Genomic DNA, 19,371 nt, shown 5'->3' with positions numbered 1-19,371 from the left:
CGATCCTAACTCGCGTATTGGAGTTCTGCTGTCATGCGCCTGGTCCAGCTTTCTCGTCATAACATCGCGTTCCCTTCGCCGGAGGGAGCGCTGCGTGAACCTAATGGGCTGCTGGCCCTTGGCGGCGACCTTAGTCCTGCGCGGCTTTTGATGGCTTACCAGCGCGGCATTTTTCCGTGGTTTTCACCCGGCGACCCGATTTTATGGTGGTCGCCCGATCCCCGTGCCGTGCTGTGGCCGGCGCAGTTTCACCTGAGCCGCAGCATGAAGCGTTTCCATGCGAAATCACCCTACCGCGTCACCCTGAATCATGCCTTCGGTCAGGTCATTGAAGGCTGTGCCGAAGACCGTCATGAAGGAACCTGGATCACCCGCGATATCATTACCGCCTATCACCAGCTGCATGAGCTGGGTTTCGCGCACTCCATTGAAGTCTGGCAAGAAGGTGAACTCGTCGGCGGGATGTATGGCGTTGCGCAGGGGACGCTGTTTTGCGGCGAATCGATGTTCTCCCGTGCCGTGAATGCCTCGAAAACCGCGCTGCTGATCTTCTGCCAGGAGTTTGCCCAGCGCGGTGGAAAACTGATGGATTGCCAGGTCCTCAATGAGCATACTGCCTCGCTCGGCGCGGTTGACATCCCCCGCCGTCACTACATAGAACATCTGGACGTTTGCCGTCAGGAGAAGCTGCCGCGAGACTTCTGGGTACCAAGAACGCTCTTTATGCCCAATGCCTAAATGTTTTCCGCATATTTTTTGTGAGGGTGTTATAATTATGCCGCAGAGTAGGTTCTGCCTGTTGCCTCGCCGCCGTTTGGGTCCTCCGCTTCAGATAACGTCCTGACGTTTATCCTGTTGTATCCCCTTTACGAATGCGCTTTCCGTTCGGTTGTACCGTGACGCTTGGGCAATGCGCCGAAACTATTTTGCTGCGTTTTAAACGCGCAATTCTTTACTTAATTGATGAATTTCGGCATTATCTTGCCGGTTCAAAACTTGGTAGTGATACCCCAGAGGATTAGATGGCCAAAGAAGACAATATTGAAATGCAGGGTACCGTACTTGATACGTTGCCTAACACCATGTTTCGCGTAGAGCTGGAAAACGGTCACGTGGTAACTGCGCACATCTCCGGTAAAATGCGCAAAAACTATATCCGCATTTTAACGGGCGACAAAGTGACTGTTGAACTGACCCCGTACGACCTGAGCAAAGGCCGCATTGTCTTCCGTAGTCGCTAATTGTTTTCGCCTGTAATGGCAGATGAATATATAAAGGTCGGGTTAACCCCGGCCTTTTTTATTTAACGGCTTAATGCCGGGCAGGAAGATGTATTGTCATGCGGGGCTGCGCCGGCGTGATTAAATCCCCGGCCATGGAATGCGCCATCTCATGCAGCAATCCCGTCAGGTACGGCAGCATATCCCGATCAAAATGGGACACCAGCAGCACGTGGTTTACTGCCCGGCAGTAGTCGCACTTTGTTTCGGTATCTTCCAGTAGCCACGCTTTTTGTCGCGGTGGTTCAGCGTCCTCCTCAAATTCCACTATCTGAAAATCACGCATTGATTCTGTGAGCCCGGTTTTGACTTCTTCCAGATACGCGCCTAAACAGCGGCACACGGGCTGCGTTTGCGGGAGTGATTTGCAATCGAGGAGGATTTCGGTGAGCAGTTTGCAGCGCTCGGCAAGGGTTGGGAGATCGGGGTTGAGGGAGAGTTCGGTGTAGAGCTGGGAGAAAGAGTTTTCTGTATTCATTGGGTAATACCTTCACACACGTTGAGTTACCACCGCAGGAAACGCCAGATTCGCTGGCGGCGGACGAAAAGGAATTGGCGTACCAGTGTGTGTGCTACTGGCGCTTCAAAAGAAGCTTCCGATTCGCCCGCCAGATGCAGAATTATACCCTTTTCCTTAGGGCGAACGAAGCCTGCAGCAATGGTGCTGCTCACACACTTTCAGGACGCCAATCCTGGCACCTGATTTTGCAGATGCGTCGCCATTCTAGGACTGTGAATTTATACAGCAATGAGTGAGATGAAAATATGGAAAGCGCCTCGCAAAGTTTCGGTGCGGGCAGGCATAAAAAAAACCGGGCAGTTGCCCGGTTTTTAAGACTAATGCTGGAAATTAGTGAGCCGCTTCCGGCTTGTGCTTCTGCGCACTCTGGAAATCGTACGTCAGCTCATTCTTCTCCTGGTCCAGCGCGACCGTCACCTGACCGCCGTCTACCAGCAAGCCAAACAGCAGCTCGTTCGCCAGCGGTTTCTTCAGGTTGTCCTGAATCACACGCGCCATTGGACGGGCACCCATCGCACGGTCGTAGCCTTTCTCAGCCAGCCAGTTGCGGGCCTCCTGGCTCACTTCCAGCGACACGCCTTTCTGATCCAGCTGAACCTGCAGTTCGACGATGAACTTATCCACTACCTGATGGATAACCTCGGTAGAGAGGTGATCGAACCAGATAATGTTGTCCAGACGGTTACGGAACTCCGGCGTAAAGATCTTCTTGATCTCTTCCATCGCATCGGTGCTGTTATCCTGATGGATAAGGCCGATAGATTTGCGCTCCGTTTCACGTACACCGGCGTTGGTGGTCATTACCAGCACGACATTGCGGAAGTCCGCCTTGCGCCCGTTGTTATCGGTCAGCGTCCCGTTGTCCATCACCTGCAGCAGGATGTTGAACACGTCCGGGTGCGCTTTCTCGATTTCATCGAGCAGCAGTACCGCGTGCGGATGCTTGATCACCGCGTCGGTTAACAGACCGCCCTGGTCAAAGCCCACATAGCCCGGAGGCGCACCAATCAAACGGCTGACGGTGTGACGCTCCATGTACTCGGACATATCAAAACGCAGCAGCTCAATGCCCAGCGCTTTGGAAAGCTGAACCGTGACCTCGGTTTTCCCCACACCGGTCGGACCGGCGAACAGGAAGGAACCGACAGGCTTATGTTCATGCCCCAGTCCGGCACGGGCCATCTTGATGGCTTCGGTTAACGCCTCAATGGCTTTATCCTGCCCAAAGACCAGCATTTTCAGGCGATTGCCAAGGGTGCGCAGCGTGTCGCGGTCGCTCTGAGAAACGCTCTTCTCAGGGATACGCGCGATACGGGCCACCACGGTCTCGATATCCGCCACGTTAACGGTTTTCTTACGCTTGCTGGCTGGCATCAGACGCGCACGCGCCCCTGCCTCATCAATCACGTCAATGGCCTTATCCGGTAGATGACGATCGTTGATGTATTTCACCGCCAGCTCCACCGCCGCACGCACCGCTTTAGCGGTATAACGCACATCGTGGTGCGCTTCGTACTTCGGTTTCAGACCGTTGATGATCTGCACGGTTTCTTCAACAGAGGGTTCAGTCACATCGATTTTCTGGAAACGACGCGCCAGGGCACGATCTTTCTCAAAGATGTTGCTGAACTCCTGATACGTTGTGGAACCAATCACGCGGATCTTACCGCTGGAGAGCAGCGGTTTGATCAGGTTAGCGGCATCCACCTGGCCACCCGAGGCCGCACCGGCACCGATGATGGTGTGGATCTCATCGATAAACAGAATGCTGTTGGTGTCCTGCTCGAGCTGTTTCAAAAGCGCCTTAAAGCGTTTTTCAAAATCGCCGCGGTATTTAGTGCCCGCCAGCAGAGAGCCAATATCCAGCGAGTAGATGGTGCAATCGGCAATCACTTCCGGTACGTCGCCCTGCACAATACGCCAGGCGAGCCCCTCGGCAATCGCGGTTTTACCGACGCCGGATTCACCCACCAGCAGCGGGTTGTTCTTGCGGCGACGGCACAATACCTGGATCGCGCGCTCCAGCTCTTTATCGCGACCAATCAGCGGATCGATACCGCCAACGCGAGCAAGCTGATTGAGATTGGTGGTGAAGTTTTCCATACGATCCTCCCCGCCTGCTTGCTCTTCATTGTTATTGACCTGATTGCTGGAATCCGATGCCTGGTTCGGCTCGTCTTTACGCGTTCCGTGAGAGATAAAGTTAACCACGTCGAGTCGGCTGACTTCGTGTTTGCGCAGCAGGTAGGCAGCCTGTGACTCCTGCTCGCTGAAGATGGCGACCAGCACATTTGCGCCCGTCACTTCGCTACGTCCGGAAGACTGGACGTGGAATACCGCACGCTGCAACACGCGCTGGAAGCTGAGCGTCGGCTGCGTGTCGCGCTCTTCTTCACTGGCTGGCAGCACCGGTGTGGTTTGTTCGATGAAGGCTTCGAGTTCCTGACGTAGCGCCACCAGATCCACGGAGCAGGCTTCCAGCGCTTCGCGGGCAGATGGGTTGCTAAGCAGTGCGAGCAGTAAATGCTCGACGGTCATAAACTCATGTCGGTGCTCACGCGCTCTGGCGAAAGCCATATTTAAACTGAGTTCCAGTTCTTGATTGAGCATAGGCACCTCCCCCAAATTTTATGCCTTATCAGGCCTTTTCCAGCGTACACAGCAACGGATGCTCGTTCTCCCTCGCATAATCGTTCACCATCGCGACTTTGGTCTCCGCCACTTCGGCGGTAAAGATGCCGCAGATAGCTTTGCCACGATAATGAACGGTAAGCATCAGTTGCGTTGCACGTTCTACATCATAAGAAAAGAACTTTTGTAGCACGTCAATAACAAATTCCATCGGCGTGTAATCATCGTTCATTAACATAACTTTATACATAGATGGCGGTTTTAGCGCGTCACGCACTTTATCTTCCGCCAGCTGGTCAAAATCCAGCCAGTCGTTGGTCTTACCCATTTTGCATAACCACTTTGAATCTACCTCAGATGTTAGATAACAATCATCTATTACTGTCATCCGCGATGTCTGTCACAAACTGTTGCAATAGCGTTAACTGCTTCAAACTTTGGTTGATTATTGTCCCATCTCAAGCGCCAAACGCTTGACGACTTCTTTCGTTTCTCTAAATTGTACAAGCGTGAGATGGCGAGGTTTTGAACAGCCCCCACTCCACCACCGGTTCATTCCATCTTAACTTATAAGATTTACGAAGGATGTCGAAGCATGGAAATGGGTACTGTTAAGTGGTTCAACAACGCCAAAGGGTTTGGCTTCATCTGCCCCGAAGGCGGCGGCGAGGATATCTTCGCTCACTATTCCACCATTCAGATGGATGGTTACAGAACGCTCAAAGCCGGGCAGTCCGTCCGGTTCGATGTACACCAGGGACCAAAAGGCAATCATGCAAGCCTGATCGTACCCATTGAAGCAGAAACGGTCGCATAGCTCTCTGTTTTATTGTGTACATCCCGCCGTCAAAATGCCAGCCCGATCGGCTGGCATTTTTATTTTCAGCCTATTCGCGAGCCAACGCATCCACAGGATCCAGACGCGCCGCATTGCGGGCAGGCAGCCAGCCAAACAAAATGCCGGTAAAAGTCGAACACAAAAATGCGGTAAGAATGGCCACTGGCGAGAAACCAATCTCCCAGCCGGGTAAAAAAAGCTGCAGAGCAAACGCGATCATCATCGACAGCGCAATGCCCATCGCGCCGCCCACCAGACACACCAGCACCGCTTCAATCAAAAATTGCTGCAGCACATCGCTGGCTCTGGCACCGACTGCCATGCGGATGCCAATCTCCCGGGTACGTTCCGTGACCGATACCAGCATGATATTCATCACCCCGATACCGCCAACCACCAGCGAGATCACCGCCACCAGCGTCAGGAACAGCTGAAGAGTACGTGTGGTCTTTTCCGCCGTTTTCAAGAGACCGTCCATATTCCAGGTGAAGAAATCTTTCTTCCCGTGACGCAACGTCAGCAGCCGTTCCAGCTGTTGCTCGGCCTGCGCGCTGTCGTAGCCCTCCTTCACGCGAACGGTGATGGAGTTCAGCCAGGACTGCCCCATAATCCGCCCGGAGATGGTGGTATAGGGTAGCCAGACGCGCAGGATCTTGCTGCTGCCAAACATCGACTGTTTCTCTTCCGCCACGCCAATCACCGTCGCAGGCATGTTTCCGACCAGGATAACCTCGCCCACCACGTTGGTTTTATTGGGAAAGAGCTGCCGGCGCGAGTTGGCATCAAGCACCACCACCTGCGCCCGGCCCGCTAACTGCTCGGCATTGAAGGTGGCACCTTCGCTGAAGGTCATGCCATAGACGTTAAAGTAATCGCCGCTGACACCGTTGGCGCTGGCAGCAACGTCAACATTGCCTACCCGCAGACGGAGGTTTTGTGAGACCGCCGGCGTGGCCGAATTCACCCACGGCTGCTTCTGGATAGCCGCCAGATCGTCATACTTCAGCGCCTGCTGATACTGCGGCTCGTCATCGCCAAAATCTTTGCCGGGATAGACATCAATGGTGTTGGTCCCGATGGCCCGAATATCCGCCAGCACCAGCTGTTTGGCCGCGTCGCCCACGACCACAATCGACACCACCGAGGCGATACCAATGATGATGCCCAGCATGGTCAACAGGGTGCGCATTTTATTGGCAGCCATCGCCAGCCAAGCCATGGTCAGCGCCTCACGAAACCCGCTGGAAAATTGTCCCCAGCCGGTTGACGCCGGCAGGACTTCTTTCGGTGCCGCCGCCCGGGCGTGTCGCGCCGGCGGGTTGCTGACCAGCTCTCCGTCGCGGATCTCAATGATGCGCTCGGCCTGTGCAGCCACCTGCGGATCGTGGGTAACGATGATGACCGTATGCCCCTGATCGCGAAGCTGGTGAAGGATCGCCATCACCTCTTCACCCGAATGGCTGTCGAGCGCCCCGGTCGGTTCATCTGCGAGGATCACCTGACCGCCGTTCATCAGCGCGCGTGCGATACTGACGCGCTGCTGCTGGCCGCCGGAGAGCTGCGAGGGCTGGTACTCCACCCGTTCCGCCAGCCCCAGACGCGTCAGCAGCATCTGGGCGCGCTCAAGGCGTTTTTTCCGCTCGACGCCGGCATAGACCGCCGGCACTTCGACGTTCTGCGCCGCCGTCAGGTGAGAGAGCAGATGGTAACGCTGGAAGATAAAACCGAAATGTTCCCGCCGCAGTTTTGCCAGCGCGTCACCGTCCAGCGTGGAAACATCCATACCGGCCACCCGATAGGTGCCGCTGGTGGGTCTGTCCAGACAGCCGAGAATATTCATCAGCGTCGATTTACCGGAGCCGGACGCACCGACAATCGCCACCATCTCGCCCGCTTCGACGCGGAGGGTGATCCCCTTCAGCACCTCAACCGGGCCATCGCCCGACGGATAGCTGCGACGAATGTCATTCAGCTCAAGCAACGCCGTCATTTAGCGGCTCCGGGCAGGCTTTCGCTGGTGACAACTTCCTCACCCTCTTCCAGCCCTTTGACCACCACCACGTCGGTGTCATTACGCGCACCAATGACCACTTCTCGCTCACGCGTTTCGCCGTTGCGCAGCACTTTCACTTTATAGCGGCTCTCGCCGGTGGATTCACCCAGCGCAGAGAGAGGAATGGTGAGCACATTTTTCACGCCGGTAAGCTGAATGTGTACCTGTGCGGTCATATCCAGACGCAACACGCCCTGCGGGTTAGGTACCTCGAAGCGCGCATAGTAGAAGATGGCATCGTTCACTTTTTCCGGCGTCGGCAGAATGTCTTTTAGCGCGCCTTCATAGCGCGTCTGAGGATCGCCGAGGACGGTAAACCAGGCTTTCTGCCCCGGTTTCAGATGAATAACATCCGCCTCTGAGACCTGGGCTTTCACCAGCATGGTGCTCATGTCCGCCAGGGTCAGAATGTTGGGCGCCTGCTGCGCCGCAATCACCGTTTGCCCCTGCAGCGTGGTAATTTGAGTCACTTCCCCGGCCATGGGCGCCACAATCTGCGTATAGTCGAGGTTGGTTTTGGCCGTATCCAGCGAGGCCTGGTTGCGCTTGATCTGCGCATCGATAGTCCCGATCTGCGCCTGCTTAACCGCCAGCTCGGTGGCAGCCGTGTCTAAATCTTGTTTCGAGATGGCCTGCGTTTTGGCCAGCGCCTGCTGACGCGTTAACGTCACCTGGGCCAGGTTACGCTCAGCCTGCGCCTGTGCACGCTGGGCACGCAGTTCCATGAGCGTGGCTTCCACCTCACGGATCTGGTTTTGCGCCTGCTCAGGATCGATAACGCCCAGCAGCTGGCCTTTTTTCACCTTGTCGCCAATCTCAACCGACAGCGTTTTCAACTGACCGCTTACCTGTGCACCCACGTCAACCTTGCGCAGGGCATCCAGTTTTCCCGTCGCCAGCACGTTTTGCTGCAGCTCGCCCGGACGGACAATCAGTGTTTGATACTGTGGTACAGGGGCATTCAGGATCTGCCATAGCCAGAACCCTCCCCCGATAACCATTACCGCCAGCAGCAGAAACCACGTTCTGCGTTTTCCCTTGAGGTTCATAAATATTCCAAATAAATGTTCTGGCAATTATAAACGTTGATTCTATCTAAACGACTCCTCAACGAAACCCCCGCGCACCGAAATCGCCTCAATTTGTTGATGAGTTATTGAAATTTCGCCTGCTGAAATAGAGCCCTTCCTTCAGAAGCAGGATCTAACATGTCTTCCATCGTCGATACACTTATTTCTCATCAGCACCAGCCTAAATCCGGCTGGCAGCTCTTCAATAATCTGGCCTTCGGGAAGATCACGCCGGGGCTGGCATGGCAAAACCCCGCTTATCGACGTAAGTTCATGCTCCGTTCGCTGATGACACCGTTCAGCACCACGCGTCTGCTGTCAGCGCTGGCAAAGCAGCCGCGCCTGATGCAAATGTTGCAGGTGCAACCGGGGCTGCCGTGCCGCCTGCACCGCCCGTGGTTAACGGTGGACATGGATCGCCGACAGGCGCTGGAATCGCTGACCTGGCACTACCAGACCATGACGCGCCAGCTTCCGGCAACGCTGGTCAAGGGTTACCTTTCGCCGCAGGGGGCAACCCTGCTGACCCTGACCGGAAAAGACGAACAGCAGTTTACTGTGCGCCTGTGCGCCGACGCCTTCATGGATAAAGAGGGTGAAGCCACCCTCGTCTTTTGTAACCATCAGAATACCGTGCTGGCGGAAATGACCTTCACGCTGTGCCCGTTTGAAGGAAAAACAACGCTGTTCATCGGCGGCCTGCAGGGGGCAAAGGCACACGTTCCACATGAACTGATCCAGGGGGCGACCAAAGCGTGTCACGGCCTGTTCCCGAAACGCCTGCTGGTTGAAACGGCAATGACGCTTGGCGCAGCTTTCCCGGTTGAGCATATTGTCGCGGTGAGTAACGCCACGCATATCTACCGCAGCTGGCGTTACCGCAAGAAAAAAGAGGGAAAACTGCTGGCCGATTATGACAGCTTCTGGCTCTCCCTCGGCGGGCAAAAACAGGATAACGGCCACTTCATGCTGCCGCTCGCCATGCCCCGTAAGCCAATGGAAGAGATTGCGAGCAAAAAGCGCGCTGAGTACCGCCGCCGCTATGCGTTACTGGACAGCCTGACGCAACACGTCACGCAGGCGACCCGCGCTTAATCCGCTTTCCCGCGTGCCAGCCACAGCACGCGGGAGAACATCTTGCGCAGCAGCGTCGGCACGGACTCCACGCCCCGTCTCCCCGCTTCCGTCGCCACCTCAATCGCTAAATCAGGTTTTGAAGAGCGGTGGATGGCTTTGGCAATCACGCGCCGCATGTTCATTGGCACATCCACCGGCACCATCGCAATCCGGTGGAACACGTCGTCGAACCCCTGACGGTACATAAAGTGCTCCATGTCCATGGCTGGCAGCATGGTTAAGTGGTCGCGCTCTTCTTCGCGTTCATTATTTAGCAGGCCACGCACGGTCGCGGCATATTTTTTCCCCGCCTCGTCACCATCCACCAGCACATGCCATTCAATGCCCATCCGCCGGGCGAATTTGATCAGCGGCTTGATCCCCGACTGGGCAAATTCGATGACCTTGATACCTTCGGCATCAAAATGGTGGCCGCACTGACGCGCCAGTTCGTTGATAACCCAGGTTTCCGTTTCTCCCTCAACCAGCAGCCAGCAGCGGGCGAACAGCGACGACGCACGATTAAAGCGGATGTGGAACGAGATACGGCGCCCCTCTTCCGCGTTCATCCCGCCGGGCCCGAGGCGATAGGCGGTGACGCGGGAAGACTCACGTACCAGACGGCAGACGTGCTCAACCGGGGTCAGGGACAATAACTCGCCGGAATTGGTGGTGGTCACGCGCTGCAGCGGCAGCAGATTCAACAGGTGCCACGCCACCGAGAGCATGATCGGGTGCAGGCGCGTTTCCGGGTCTTCCACCAGCAGCAGCGGGCGGGCGTCACGGTCGAGACGAACGGTGCCCTTGGCCTGCAGTAGCGTAGAAAACAGCCCCAGCAAAATCACCCGATGGGTACGGCCACCGGGCCTGTCGATCATCCGGTTAATGATATCGAGGTAACGCCAGCTGCGTTGTTCATCGTGAGAGCGGCGGCGCATCAGACGATGGCGCGACTCCGACGTCCCCTGCTCGGAAAAATAGTGTTCCAGCAGTTGTACCATTGCCGACAACCCCTGGCGGATTTGACCATCGGTCAGATTTTGCGGACGCGCCACCAGCTCTCGCGCCAGGAAATCCAGTTCGCGGGCGGTCACTTCCACTTCCGGCATATTCGGTACGGTGCCGTTGCGGATCCGCCGCATAAAACGCGCATCACGCAGGCGCAACACCGGCATCAGGCGAATCAGGTGGCGAGCCAGGTCGTCGATGTCATCCAGCGGAATAGGGTTGGCTTTCTCATCGAGGAAATCACGCAGGGTTAATACGCCCTCGTTTTCTGCCATCTCACCTTCCAGCCGGTAGAAAATCCGGTGGAAACCGTCGTCGCACGGGACCCAGCAGGGTGATAACGGACGGAAGCGTCGCACACGATGACGCCCCGGCTCGGATTCGCGGAACGTCAAAATAATGTGCAGGTGTTTTTCGCGGCCATTCACATCGCCGGGAGGAAACCAGAAATCATCATGGGCAAAGTGATACAGATCGTCTTCGGGCGAAAGCAGCAGCGTCAGCGCATCCAGCAGGCTGGACTTACCCCACGCGTTCTCACCGATCAGGACGTTGTTCTGCTCAAGCTGCAGCGACAGGCGGTTAATACCGCGGAACCCAACAATTTCCACACGTTCGAGAAGCATAAATCCCCCGCGAGATGATCACTTTTTCCTTTAAGTTATCAGCAGTATAGCGGCAGGAACTTTGACACGACAGCACAACCTTCGTGCTGCAGAGAATTGGTCTATGCTCTATTTACCGTCGATTTGAACAAGGAATGACATCACGTTGCCATAAATCAAATTAACCGAATTAATTTTAGTGGCGAAGGGATGTTTTTGTTTTTAAAATAATGGCTCTTTGAGTCGTCATCCCTTTTTTGACGATATCCCGCACGCAGGAACGCGTGTGAAGTTTATTATTGAGGTGGTTATGTTTAGAAAATTAGCAGCAGAATGCTTTGGTACATTCTGGCTGGTGTTTGGTGGCTGCGGTAGCGCCGTTCTGGCAGCAGCATTTCCGGAATTAGGTATTGGTTTTGTCGGCGTTGCGCTGGCATTCGGTTTAACCGTATTAACCATGGCGTTTGCCGTGGGTCATATTTCCGGTGGTCATTTTAACCCGGCGGTGACATTAGGTTTATGGGCGGGCGGTCGTTTCCCTGCTAAAGAAGTCATTGGTTATATTGTGGCCCAGGTTGTTGGCGGGATTATTGCTGCAGCGGTTCTGTACGTTATTGCCAGCGGTAAAGCCGGCTTTGACGCCGCCGCAAGCGGCTTCGCCTCAAACGGTTTCGGCGAACACTCCCCTGGCGGTTACTCCATGCTCTCTGCCATCGTGATTGAAATTGTGCTGACCGCAGGCTTCCTGCTGGTGATCCACGGCGCAACCGACAAACACGCCCCGGCGGGCTTTGCACCTATTGCCATTGGTCTGGCGCTGACGCTTATCCACCTGATCTCTATTCCGGTCACCAACACCTCCGTAAACCCGGCGCGCAGTACTGCCGTCGCTATTTTCCAGGGCGGTTGGGCGCTTGAGCAGCTGTGGCTGTTCTGGGTAATGCCAATCATCGGCGGTATTCTGGGCGGCGTGCTGTATCGCACCCTGCTGGAAAAACGCGATTAATTGCGTGTGCAGTCGGGTAGCACTTACGCTTACCCGAGCTGCATGACAACACTCAGGCCGGGTCAGGCGTTGCTGCCACCCGGCTTTTTTGTTGCTCCTTTACCTGACAACGTTTATTGGGTAGTGTCTCTGGCGCTTAACAGATACTCACAAGGACCCGTTGTTCATGTTTTCAGGACTCCTCATCATTCTGCTGCCTCTGATTGTGGGCTACCTTATCCCGCTGCATCGCGAATCCGCGTTACGGCTTATCAACCGTTTTCTGAGCTGGATTGTCTACGTCATTCTTTTCTTTATGGGGATAAGCCTGGCGTTTCTGGATAATCTGGCCACCAATCTGCTGGCGATCCTGCATTATTCTGTCGTCACCTGCGCCGTTATTTTGCTGTGCAATATTGCCGCACTTTTCTGGCTTGAACGCACTATTCCGTGGAAAAATCACCACCATCAGGAAAAACTGCCGTCACGAATTGCAATGGCGCTAGAATCTTTAAAATTATGCGGCGTCGTGGTGCTGGGTTTTGTTCTTGGGCTTAGCGGATGGAATTTTTTACAGCACGCGACGGAAGCCAGTGAATATACCCTCATTTTCCTGCTGTTCCTTATCGGTATTCAGCTGCGAAATAATGGCATGACGTTGAAACAGATTGTCCTTAATCGCCGTGGAATGATCGTCGCGGTTATCGTCGTCATTAGCTCACTGGTGGCGGGCGTGATTAACGCTTTTATTCTCGGCCTGCCGTTAAAAACCGGTCTGGCAATGGCCTCCGGATTTGGCTGGTATTCCCTTTCCGGTATTCTGCTGACCGAATCGTTCGGTCCGGTCATCGGGAGCGCCGCCTTCTTTAACGACCTGGCGCGAGAATTAATTGCCATTATGCTGATCCCGGGCCTGGTGCGCCGCAGTCGCTCGACCGCACTGGGTCTGTGTGGCGCCACGTCGATGGACTTTACCCTGCCGGTTCTGCAGCGTTCAGGTGGGCTGGAGATGGTGCCTGCCGCCATCGTACACGGCTTTATTTTGAGCCTGCTGGTTCCCGTTCTGATGGCGTTTTTCTCCGCCTGATACTCCTCTGGCGGTAGACTTTCTGCCGCCAAAATTGCGCTAAATCAATCTCCCTCTATTTTGTAGAAGAAAGCCCTTTTCACCGTTCAGTCACAGGCATAACCTAAAACATGTATATCAAATATAACTTTAACAGGTGTGATTATGTTTTGTGTGCAATGTGAACAAACCATCCGTACCCCGGCAGGCAATGGCTGCTCTTATGCGCAAGGTATGTGCGGCAAAACCGCAGAAACATCAGACCTGCAGGATCTGCTGATTGCCGCCCTGCAAGGCCTTTCCGCATGGGCATTCAAGGCCCGCGAATATGGCATTATTGACCACTATGTAGACAGTTTCGCCCCCCGCGCCTTTTTCTCCACGCTGACTAACGTTAACTTTGATTCCCCGCGCATCGTCGGCTATGCCCGCGAAGCGATTGCGTTGCGTGAAGCGCTCAAAGCGCAGTGCCTGAGCGCCGATGCCAACGCACGGGTAGAAAACCCAATGGCAGACCTGCAGCTGGTGAGCGACGACCTGGGCGAGCTGCAGCGTCAGGCAGCAGAATTCACCCCCAACAAAGATAAAGCGGCGATTGGCGAGAACATTCTCGGCCTGCGTCTGCTCTGCCTGTACGGCCTGAAAGGGGCCGCAGCCTATATGGAACACGCGCACGTTCTGGGCCAGTACGATAACGCTATCTATGCTCAGTACCACAAAATCATGGCGTGGCTGGGTACCTGGCCTGCTGAGATGAATCCGCTGCTCGAATGTTCAATGGAAATCGGCCAGATGAACTTCAACGTGATGCGTATTCTGGATGCCGGTGAAACCCGCACCTACGGCCACCCGACGTCGACGCAGGTTAACGTTAAAGCGACCGAAGGCAAGTGCATCCTGATCTCCGGCCATGACCTGAAAGACCTCCATAACCTGCTGAAGCAGACCGAAGGCACGGGCGTTAACGTCTATACCCACGGCGAAATGCTGCCCGCACACGGCTACCCGGAACTGCATAAATTTAAACACCTGGTCGGGAACTACGGCAGCGGCTGGCAGAACCAGCAGGTTGAGTTCGCCCGTTTCCCGGGCCCCATCGTGATGACCTCTAACTGCATCATCGACCCCACCGTTGGCGCGTATGACGACCGCATCTGGACCCGCAGCATCGTTGGCTGGCCGGGTGTGAGCCACCTGGAAGGGGATGATTTCGGCCCGGTCATCGCCCAGGCGCAGCAGATGGGTGGCTTCCCGTACAGCGAAATCGAACATCTGATCACCGTCGGCTTTGGTCGTGAAACCCTGCTCGGTGCCGCGGATTCACTGATTGACCTCGTGAGCCGTGAAAAACTGCGCCATATCTTCCTGATTGGCGGCTGTGACGGCGCGCGCGGTGAGCGTAACTACTTCACCGATTTCGCCACCAGCGTACCGGAAGATTGCCTGATCCTGACGCTGGCGTGCGGTAAATACCGTTTCAACAAGCTGGACTTCGGCAACATTGAAGGTTTGCCACGTCTGGTCGATGCGGGTCAGTGTAACGATGCCTACTCTGCCATCATTCTGGCCGTCACGCTGGCGGAAAAACTGGGCTGCGGCGTCAACGATCTGCCGCTGTCGCTGGTGCTCTCCTGGTTTGAACAGAAAGCGATTGTCATCCTGCTGACCCTGCTCTCTCTCGGTGTGACCAACATTGTGACCGGCCCCACCGCACCCGGCTTCCTGACACCGGATCTGCTGGCCGTGCTGAACGAGAAGTTTGGTCTGCGTTCCGTGACCACCGTAGAAGAAGATATGCAGCAGCTGCTGAGCGCGTAAGGAGTTATTCATGACCATGCCAACCTCACAATGTCCGTGGCGGATGCAGGTTCATCACATCCATCAGGAGACGCCGGATGTGTGGACGCTGTCCCTGCTGTGCCATGACTACTATCCGTACCGTGCAGGTCAGTATGCGCTGGTCAGTGTCCGCAACTCAGCGGACACGCTGCGCGCCTACACGATCTCCTCAACGCCGGGCGTGAGCGAGTACATCACGCTCACTATCCGCCGTATCGATGATGGCGCAGGCTCGCAGTGGCTGACCCGGGACGTGAAGCGCGGGGATTACCTCTGGCTGTCGGACGCACACGGGAATTTCACCTGTGACGATAAAGCGGAAGATAAATTCCTGCTGCTGGCCGCCGGGTGTGGCGTCACGCCGATCATGTCAATGCGTCGCTGGCTGGCGAAAAACCGTCCGCAGGCTGATGTTCAGGTGATCTTCAGCGTGCGCTCGCCGGAAGATGTGATCTTCGCCGAAGAGTGGCGAAACTATCCGGTGACGCTGGTGGCGGAACATAACGCAACCCACGGTTTTGTCGCCGGTCGTCTGAGCCGCGAACTACTGCAAAGCGTCCCGGATCTCGCGGATCGTACCGTGATGACCTGTGGGCCGGCGCCATATATGGATATCGTTGAGCAGGACGTGAAAGCGCTGGGCGTGACCCGCTTCTTCAAAGAGCAGTTCTTCACCCCGGTCGCGGAAGCGACAACCAGCGGAATTACGTTCACCAGACTGCAGCCTGCTCAGACCTTCTTTGGCCGGGTCGGCACCACGCTACTGGATGCGCTGGAAAGCAACAACGTGCCGGTGGTGGCAGCATGCCGTGCTGGCGTGTGTGGCTGCTGCAAGACCAAAGTGGTCTCCGGTGAGTACACCGTGACGAGCACCATGACGCTGACCGAGGCAGAAATCGCCGACGGATACGTGCTGGCGTGCTCGTGTCATCCACAGGGCGATCTTGTGCTGGCATAATCAGCCAACGCGCGAATGACGGGGGTAAGCGCTCGCGTTTACCCCCGGTTAGTACGCCTACCGCCAGACCGGCGCTTTCCCCAACGCAAAACGCCCAGCGCCTAAGCATGCTACCGCCAGCGCACCGATAAAGAAGTACACCAGGCTCTCAATCGCCCAGGCACCTACCGCGTCCAGCGCAAAGGTTTCCCCCGTCCCGACCATCAGCCACGCCACAATCATGGTAAACGCCAGCACCAGCGCCGCCGGGCGCGTAAAAAGCCCCACGATAATCAGGACAGGCGCCACCACTTCGCCAATGAGCACGCCGTAGGCGATAAACCCCGGTAATCCTTTTTCCACCAGCATGCCGCTGATGAACCCCACACCACCCAATAACTTGTGTAAACCGTGAAAAAGCATCAGCCCACCGACGGCAAGTCGTAACAAGAGTTTGCCGGCATCGTCGCACGATAGCTTTTCATTAACAGCAATTAACAATGATTTAACCATTTGAAATGATTCCTGTTTTCATCTGTGTGATGACCAGATTATGCCGAATCATTGCGGGTGAAAAGCACCTTTTAATAAGGGGGAAAGCGCGGCAATACAGTGACTTTCTTCTAAGCTTGTAAGCGATATCACTTAAAGGAGATGGACACCCATGAAACAAACCGTGGCTGCATACATAGCAAAAACCCTCGAGCAGGCAGGCGTAAAGCGCATCTGGGGCGTAACCGGCGACTCCCTGAACGGGCTGAGCGATAGCCTCAATAAGATGAAGACCATTGAATGGATGCCAACCCGTCATGAAGAGGTTGCCGCCTTCGCGGCTGGTGCGGAAGCGCAGGTGACGGGTGAACTGGCCGTCTGCGCCGGATCGTGCGGTCCGGGCAACCTTCACTTGATCAACGGTCTGTTTGACTGCCACCGCAATCACGTACCGGTCCTGGCGATTGCCGCCCACATCCCTTCTTCCGAAATCGGCAGCGGCTATTTTCAGGAGACGCATCCTCAGGAGCTGTTCCGTGAATGCAGCCACTATTGCGAATTAGTTTCCTCACCAGAACAAATCCCTCAGGTTCTGGCCATTGCAATGCGCAAAGCCGTACTTAACCGCGGTGTTTCGGTGGTCGTTATTCCCGGTGACGTGGCGCTGAAGGCCGCGCCTGAGGGTGCCAGTTCGCACTGGTATCACGCCCCACAGCCTGTCATCACGCCGGCTGAAGAAGAGCTCAAAAAGCTCGCGCAGCTGCTGCGTTACTCCAGCAATATCGCCCTGATGTGCGGCAGTGGCTGTGCAGGCGCGCACAAAGAGCTGGTGGAATTTGCCGGCAAGTTAAAATCCCCGATTGTTCACGCCCTGCGCGGCAAAGAGCACGTCGAATATGACAATCCGTATGACGTGGGCATGACCGGACTGATCGGTTTTTCCAGCGGTTTCCACACCATGATGAATGCCGACACGCTGATCCTGCTCGGCACCCAGTTCCCGTACCGCGCGTTTTACCCGACGGATGCCAAAATCATTCAGATTGATATTAACCCAGGCAGTATTGGTGCCCACAGCAAAGTCGATATGGCGCTGGTAGGGGACATCAAATCCACCCTCGCCGCCCTGCTGCCGCTGGTGGAAGAAAAAACCGACCGGAAGTTCCTCGACAAAGCCCTCAGTGATTACCGCGATGCACGCAAAGGACTGGACGATCTTGCCAAACCGAGCGACAAAGCCATTCATCCCCAGTATCTGGCGCAGCAAATTAGCCATTTCGCGGACGACGACGCCATCTTTACCTGCGACGTAGGCACCCCGACCGTCTGGGCGGCACGCTATCTGAAGATGAACGGCAAACGCCGTCTGCTGGGGTCGTTCAACCACGGTTCGATGGCCAACGCCATGCCGCAGGCGCTGGGGGCCAAGGCCACCGCACCAGAGCGTCAGGTGGTGGCGATGTGCGGCGACGGCGGGTTCAGCATGCTAATGGGCGATTTCCTGTCGGTTGTGCAGATGAAGCTCCCGCTGAAAATCGTGGTCTTTAACAACAGCGTGCTGGGCTTTGTGGCGATGGAGATGAAGGCAGGTGGCTATCTGACGGACGGCACCGAGCTGCACGACACCAACTTCGCGCGCATCGCTGAAGCCTGCGGCATCACGGGTATTCGCGTAGAGAAAGCCTCAGAAGTCGATGAAGCCCTGCAGCGCGCCTTCTCCATCGACGGTCCGGTACTGGTAGATGTGGTGGTGGCGAAAGAAGAGCTGGCGATCCCACCGCAGATTAAACTCGAGCAGGCCAAAGGATTCAGCCTCTATATGCTGCGCGCCATCATCAGCGGACGCGGTGATGAGGTAATCGAACTGGCAAAAACCAACTGGCTCAGGTAAAACATTTCACATAACCTCTTAAATTAAAGGGATGTGAAATGATTGATTTACGCAGTGATACCGTTACCCGTCCGGGTCGCGCCATGCTCGAAGAGATGATGGCCGCCCCGGTCGGGGACGACGTCTACGGTGACGATCCAACGGTGAATGCGCTGCAGCGTTATGCCGCCGAGCTAAGCGGTAAAGAGGCCGCCCTGTTTCTGCCATCCGGCACCCAGGCCAACCTGGTGGCGTTGCTCAGCCACTGCGAACGCGGTGAAGAGTATATTGCCGGTCAGGGCGCGCACAATTACCTGTACGAAGCAGGCGGTGCGGCGGTACTGGGCAGCATTCAGCCTCAGCCGATAGATGCCGCCCCGGACGGCACCCTGCCCCTCGACAAGGTCGCGGCGAAAATCAAAGTCGATGATGTGCATTTCGCCCGCACCAGGCTGCTCAGTCTGGAAAACACCCACAACGGCAAAGTGCTGCCGCGCGAGTACCTGAAAGCAGCGTGGGAATTCACCCGCGAGCGCAAACTCGGGCTGCACGTGGACGGCGCGCGCATCTTTAACGCCGTGGTGGAGTATGGCTGCGAGCTGAAAGACATCGCGCAGTATTGCGATTCGTTCACTATTTGCCTGTCTAAAGGGCTGGGGACGCCCGTTGGCTCGCTGCTGGTGGGCAATGCGGACTACATTAAACGCGCGGTCCGCTGGCGTAAGATGACCGGCGGCGGGATGCGCCAGGCCGGTATTCTGGCAGCAGCCGGACTGTACGCCCTGAAAAACAACGTGGCCCGCCTGAAAGACGATCATGAAAACGCCGCGTGGATGGCCGCACAGCTACGCGAGATTGGTGCAGACGTCATGCGCCACGATACCAACATGCTGTTCATTCGCGTGGGCGAAGAGCACGCTGCCGCGCTGGGTGAGTTTATGAAAGCCCGTGGCGTGTTGATCAACGCCTCGCCGGTGGTACGCCTGGTTATGCACTTAGACGTTAATCGTCAGCAGCTGGCAGACGTGGTGAAACACTGGCAGGCGTTTTTACAGCGCTAA

17 protein-coding genes are annotated in these 19,371 nt (G+C 55.9%); 10 read left to right on the top strand and 7 right to left on the bottom strand.

The window, feature by feature from the left end; translation table 11 throughout:
• Positions 1-33 precede the first annotated feature (33 nt).
• Both aat and infA read left to right on the top strand, forming a co-directional pair.
• Complete coding sequence (gene aat / locus ACN9MQ_RS07350; RefSeq protein ID WP_426021282.1) at positions 34-738, top strand: leucyl/phenylalanyl-tRNA--protein transferase; 705 nt, start codon at positions 34-36, stop codon at positions 736-738.
• Between the two features lie 284 nt (positions 739-1,022).
• A complete protein-coding gene (gene infA, locus ACN9MQ_RS07345) occupies positions 1,023-1,241 on the top strand; it encodes a translation initiation factor IF-1 (RefSeq protein WP_002211347.1) in 219 nt (72 codons plus the stop codon).
• A 70-nt stretch (positions 1,242-1,311) separates the two neighbouring features.
• Here infA and ACN9MQ_RS07340 read toward each other — a convergent pair whose 3' ends face one another.
• From ACN9MQ_RS07340 to clpS, 3 genes are all read right to left on the bottom strand, one after another.
• Positions 1,312-1,758: a hypothetical protein gene (locus tag ACN9MQ_RS07340; protein WP_426021283.1), complete on the bottom strand. Its 447-nt coding sequence runs from the start codon at positions 1,756-1,758 to the stop codon at positions 1,312-1,314.
• A 372-nt stretch (positions 1,759-2,130) separates the two neighbouring features.
• Entirely contained in the window at positions 2,131-4,410 is a 2,280-nt protein-coding gene (clpA, locus tag ACN9MQ_RS07335; protein ID WP_020884836.1) for an ATP-dependent Clp protease ATP-binding subunit ClpA, read from the bottom strand.
• A gap of 28 nt (positions 4,411-4,438) precedes the next feature.
• On the bottom strand, positions 4,439-4,759 hold the full coding sequence (gene clpS, locus ACN9MQ_RS07330) for an ATP-dependent Clp protease adapter ClpS (RefSeq protein ID WP_006174393.1): 321 nt from the start codon (positions 4,757-4,759) through the stop codon (positions 4,439-4,441).
• Positions 4,760-5,026: 267 nt separating this feature from the next.
• Here clpS and cspD point away from each other — a divergent pair, with 267 nt between their 5' ends.
• Positions 5,027-5,248 (top strand): cold shock-like protein CspD, encoded by a 222-nt coding sequence (gene cspD, locus ACN9MQ_RS07325; RefSeq protein ID WP_008499993.1) that lies wholly within the window; start codon positions 5,027-5,029, stop codon positions 5,246-5,248.
• A 70-nt stretch (positions 5,249-5,318) separates the two neighbouring features.
• On the opposite strand, the gene macB is transcribed toward cspD, so the two are convergent.
• A complete protein-coding gene (gene macB / locus ACN9MQ_RS07320) occupies positions 5,319-7,259 on the bottom strand; it encodes a macrolide ABC transporter ATP-binding protein/permease MacB (protein ID WP_020884837.1) in 1,941 nt (646 codons plus the stop codon).
• Entirely contained in the window at positions 7,256-8,371 is a 1,116-nt protein-coding gene (macA, locus tag ACN9MQ_RS07315; RefSeq protein WP_333192245.1) for a macrolide transporter subunit MacA, read from the bottom strand. Before macA ends, macB begins: the two co-directional genes overlap by 4 nt.
• A 159-nt stretch (positions 8,372-8,530) precedes the next feature.
• Between macA and ACN9MQ_RS07310 the strand changes: the two genes are divergently transcribed.
• Complete coding sequence (locus ACN9MQ_RS07310; protein ID WP_426021284.1) at positions 8,531-9,487, top strand: VirK/YbjX family protein; 957 nt, start codon at positions 8,531-8,533, stop codon at positions 9,485-9,487.
• Here ACN9MQ_RS07310 and ACN9MQ_RS07305 read toward each other — a convergent pair.
• Positions 9,484-11,142: an ATP-dependent endonuclease gene (locus ACN9MQ_RS07305; RefSeq protein WP_014169354.1), complete on the bottom strand. Its 1,659-nt coding sequence runs from the start codon at positions 11,140-11,142 to the stop codon at positions 9,484-9,486. The genes ACN9MQ_RS07310 and ACN9MQ_RS07305 overlap by 4 nt on opposite strands.
• 289 nt (positions 11,143-11,431) lie before the next feature.
• Here ACN9MQ_RS07305 and aqpZ point away from each other — a divergent pair, with 289 nt between their 5' ends.
• The 4 genes from aqpZ (at position 11,432) to hcr (ending at position 15,969) form a co-directional block, all read left to right on the top strand.
• A complete protein-coding gene (gene aqpZ / locus ACN9MQ_RS07300; protein WP_025204573.1) occupies positions 11,432-12,127 on the top strand; it encodes an aquaporin Z in 696 nt (231 codons plus the stop codon).
• Between the two features lie 166 nt (positions 12,128-12,293).
• Positions 12,294-13,193 (top strand): lysine exporter LysO family protein, encoded by a 900-nt coding sequence (locus ACN9MQ_RS07295; protein WP_020884841.1) that lies wholly within the window; start codon positions 12,294-12,296, stop codon positions 13,191-13,193.
• A gap of 144 nt (positions 13,194-13,337) precedes the next feature.
• Positions 13,338-14,990, top strand: a complete 1,653-nt coding sequence (gene hcp, locus ACN9MQ_RS07290) for a hydroxylamine reductase (RefSeq protein WP_426021285.1) — start codon at positions 13,338-13,340, stop codon at positions 14,988-14,990.
• Positions 14,991-15,000: 10 nt separating this feature from the next.
• On the top strand, positions 15,001-15,969 hold the full coding sequence (hcr, locus tag ACN9MQ_RS07285) for an NADH oxidoreductase (RefSeq protein WP_426021286.1): 969 nt from the start codon (positions 15,001-15,003) through the stop codon (positions 15,967-15,969).
• Between the two features lie 57 nt (positions 15,970-16,026).
• Here the strand turns inward: hcr and ACN9MQ_RS07280 are convergent, their stop codons facing one another.
• Entirely contained in the window at positions 16,027-16,461 is a 435-nt protein-coding gene (locus ACN9MQ_RS07280) for a DoxX family protein (RefSeq protein WP_032677784.1), read from the bottom strand.
• Positions 16,462-16,612: 151 nt separating this feature from the next.
• Here ACN9MQ_RS07280 and poxB point away from each other — a divergent pair, with 151 nt between their 5' ends.
• Together poxB and ltaE are read left to right on the top strand one after the other, a co-directional pair.
• Positions 16,613-18,331, top strand: a complete 1,719-nt coding sequence (gene poxB, locus ACN9MQ_RS07275; protein WP_014169348.1) for a ubiquinone-dependent pyruvate dehydrogenase — start codon at positions 16,613-16,615, stop codon at positions 18,329-18,331.
• Positions 18,332-18,369: 38 nt separating this feature from the next.
• A complete protein-coding gene (gene ltaE, locus ACN9MQ_RS07270; RefSeq protein ID WP_020884843.1) occupies positions 18,370-19,371 on the top strand; it encodes a low-specificity L-threonine aldolase in 1,002 nt (333 codons plus the stop codon).

Source organism: Enterobacter sp. R-25, assembly GCF_049913205.1.
Taxonomy (GTDB): domain Bacteria; phylum Pseudomonadota; class Gammaproteobacteria; order Enterobacterales; family Enterobacteriaceae; genus Enterobacter; species Enterobacter ludwigii.
Note: the sequence above shows the minus strand (reverse complement) of the source record. Positions and strands in the feature narration are given on the sequence as shown.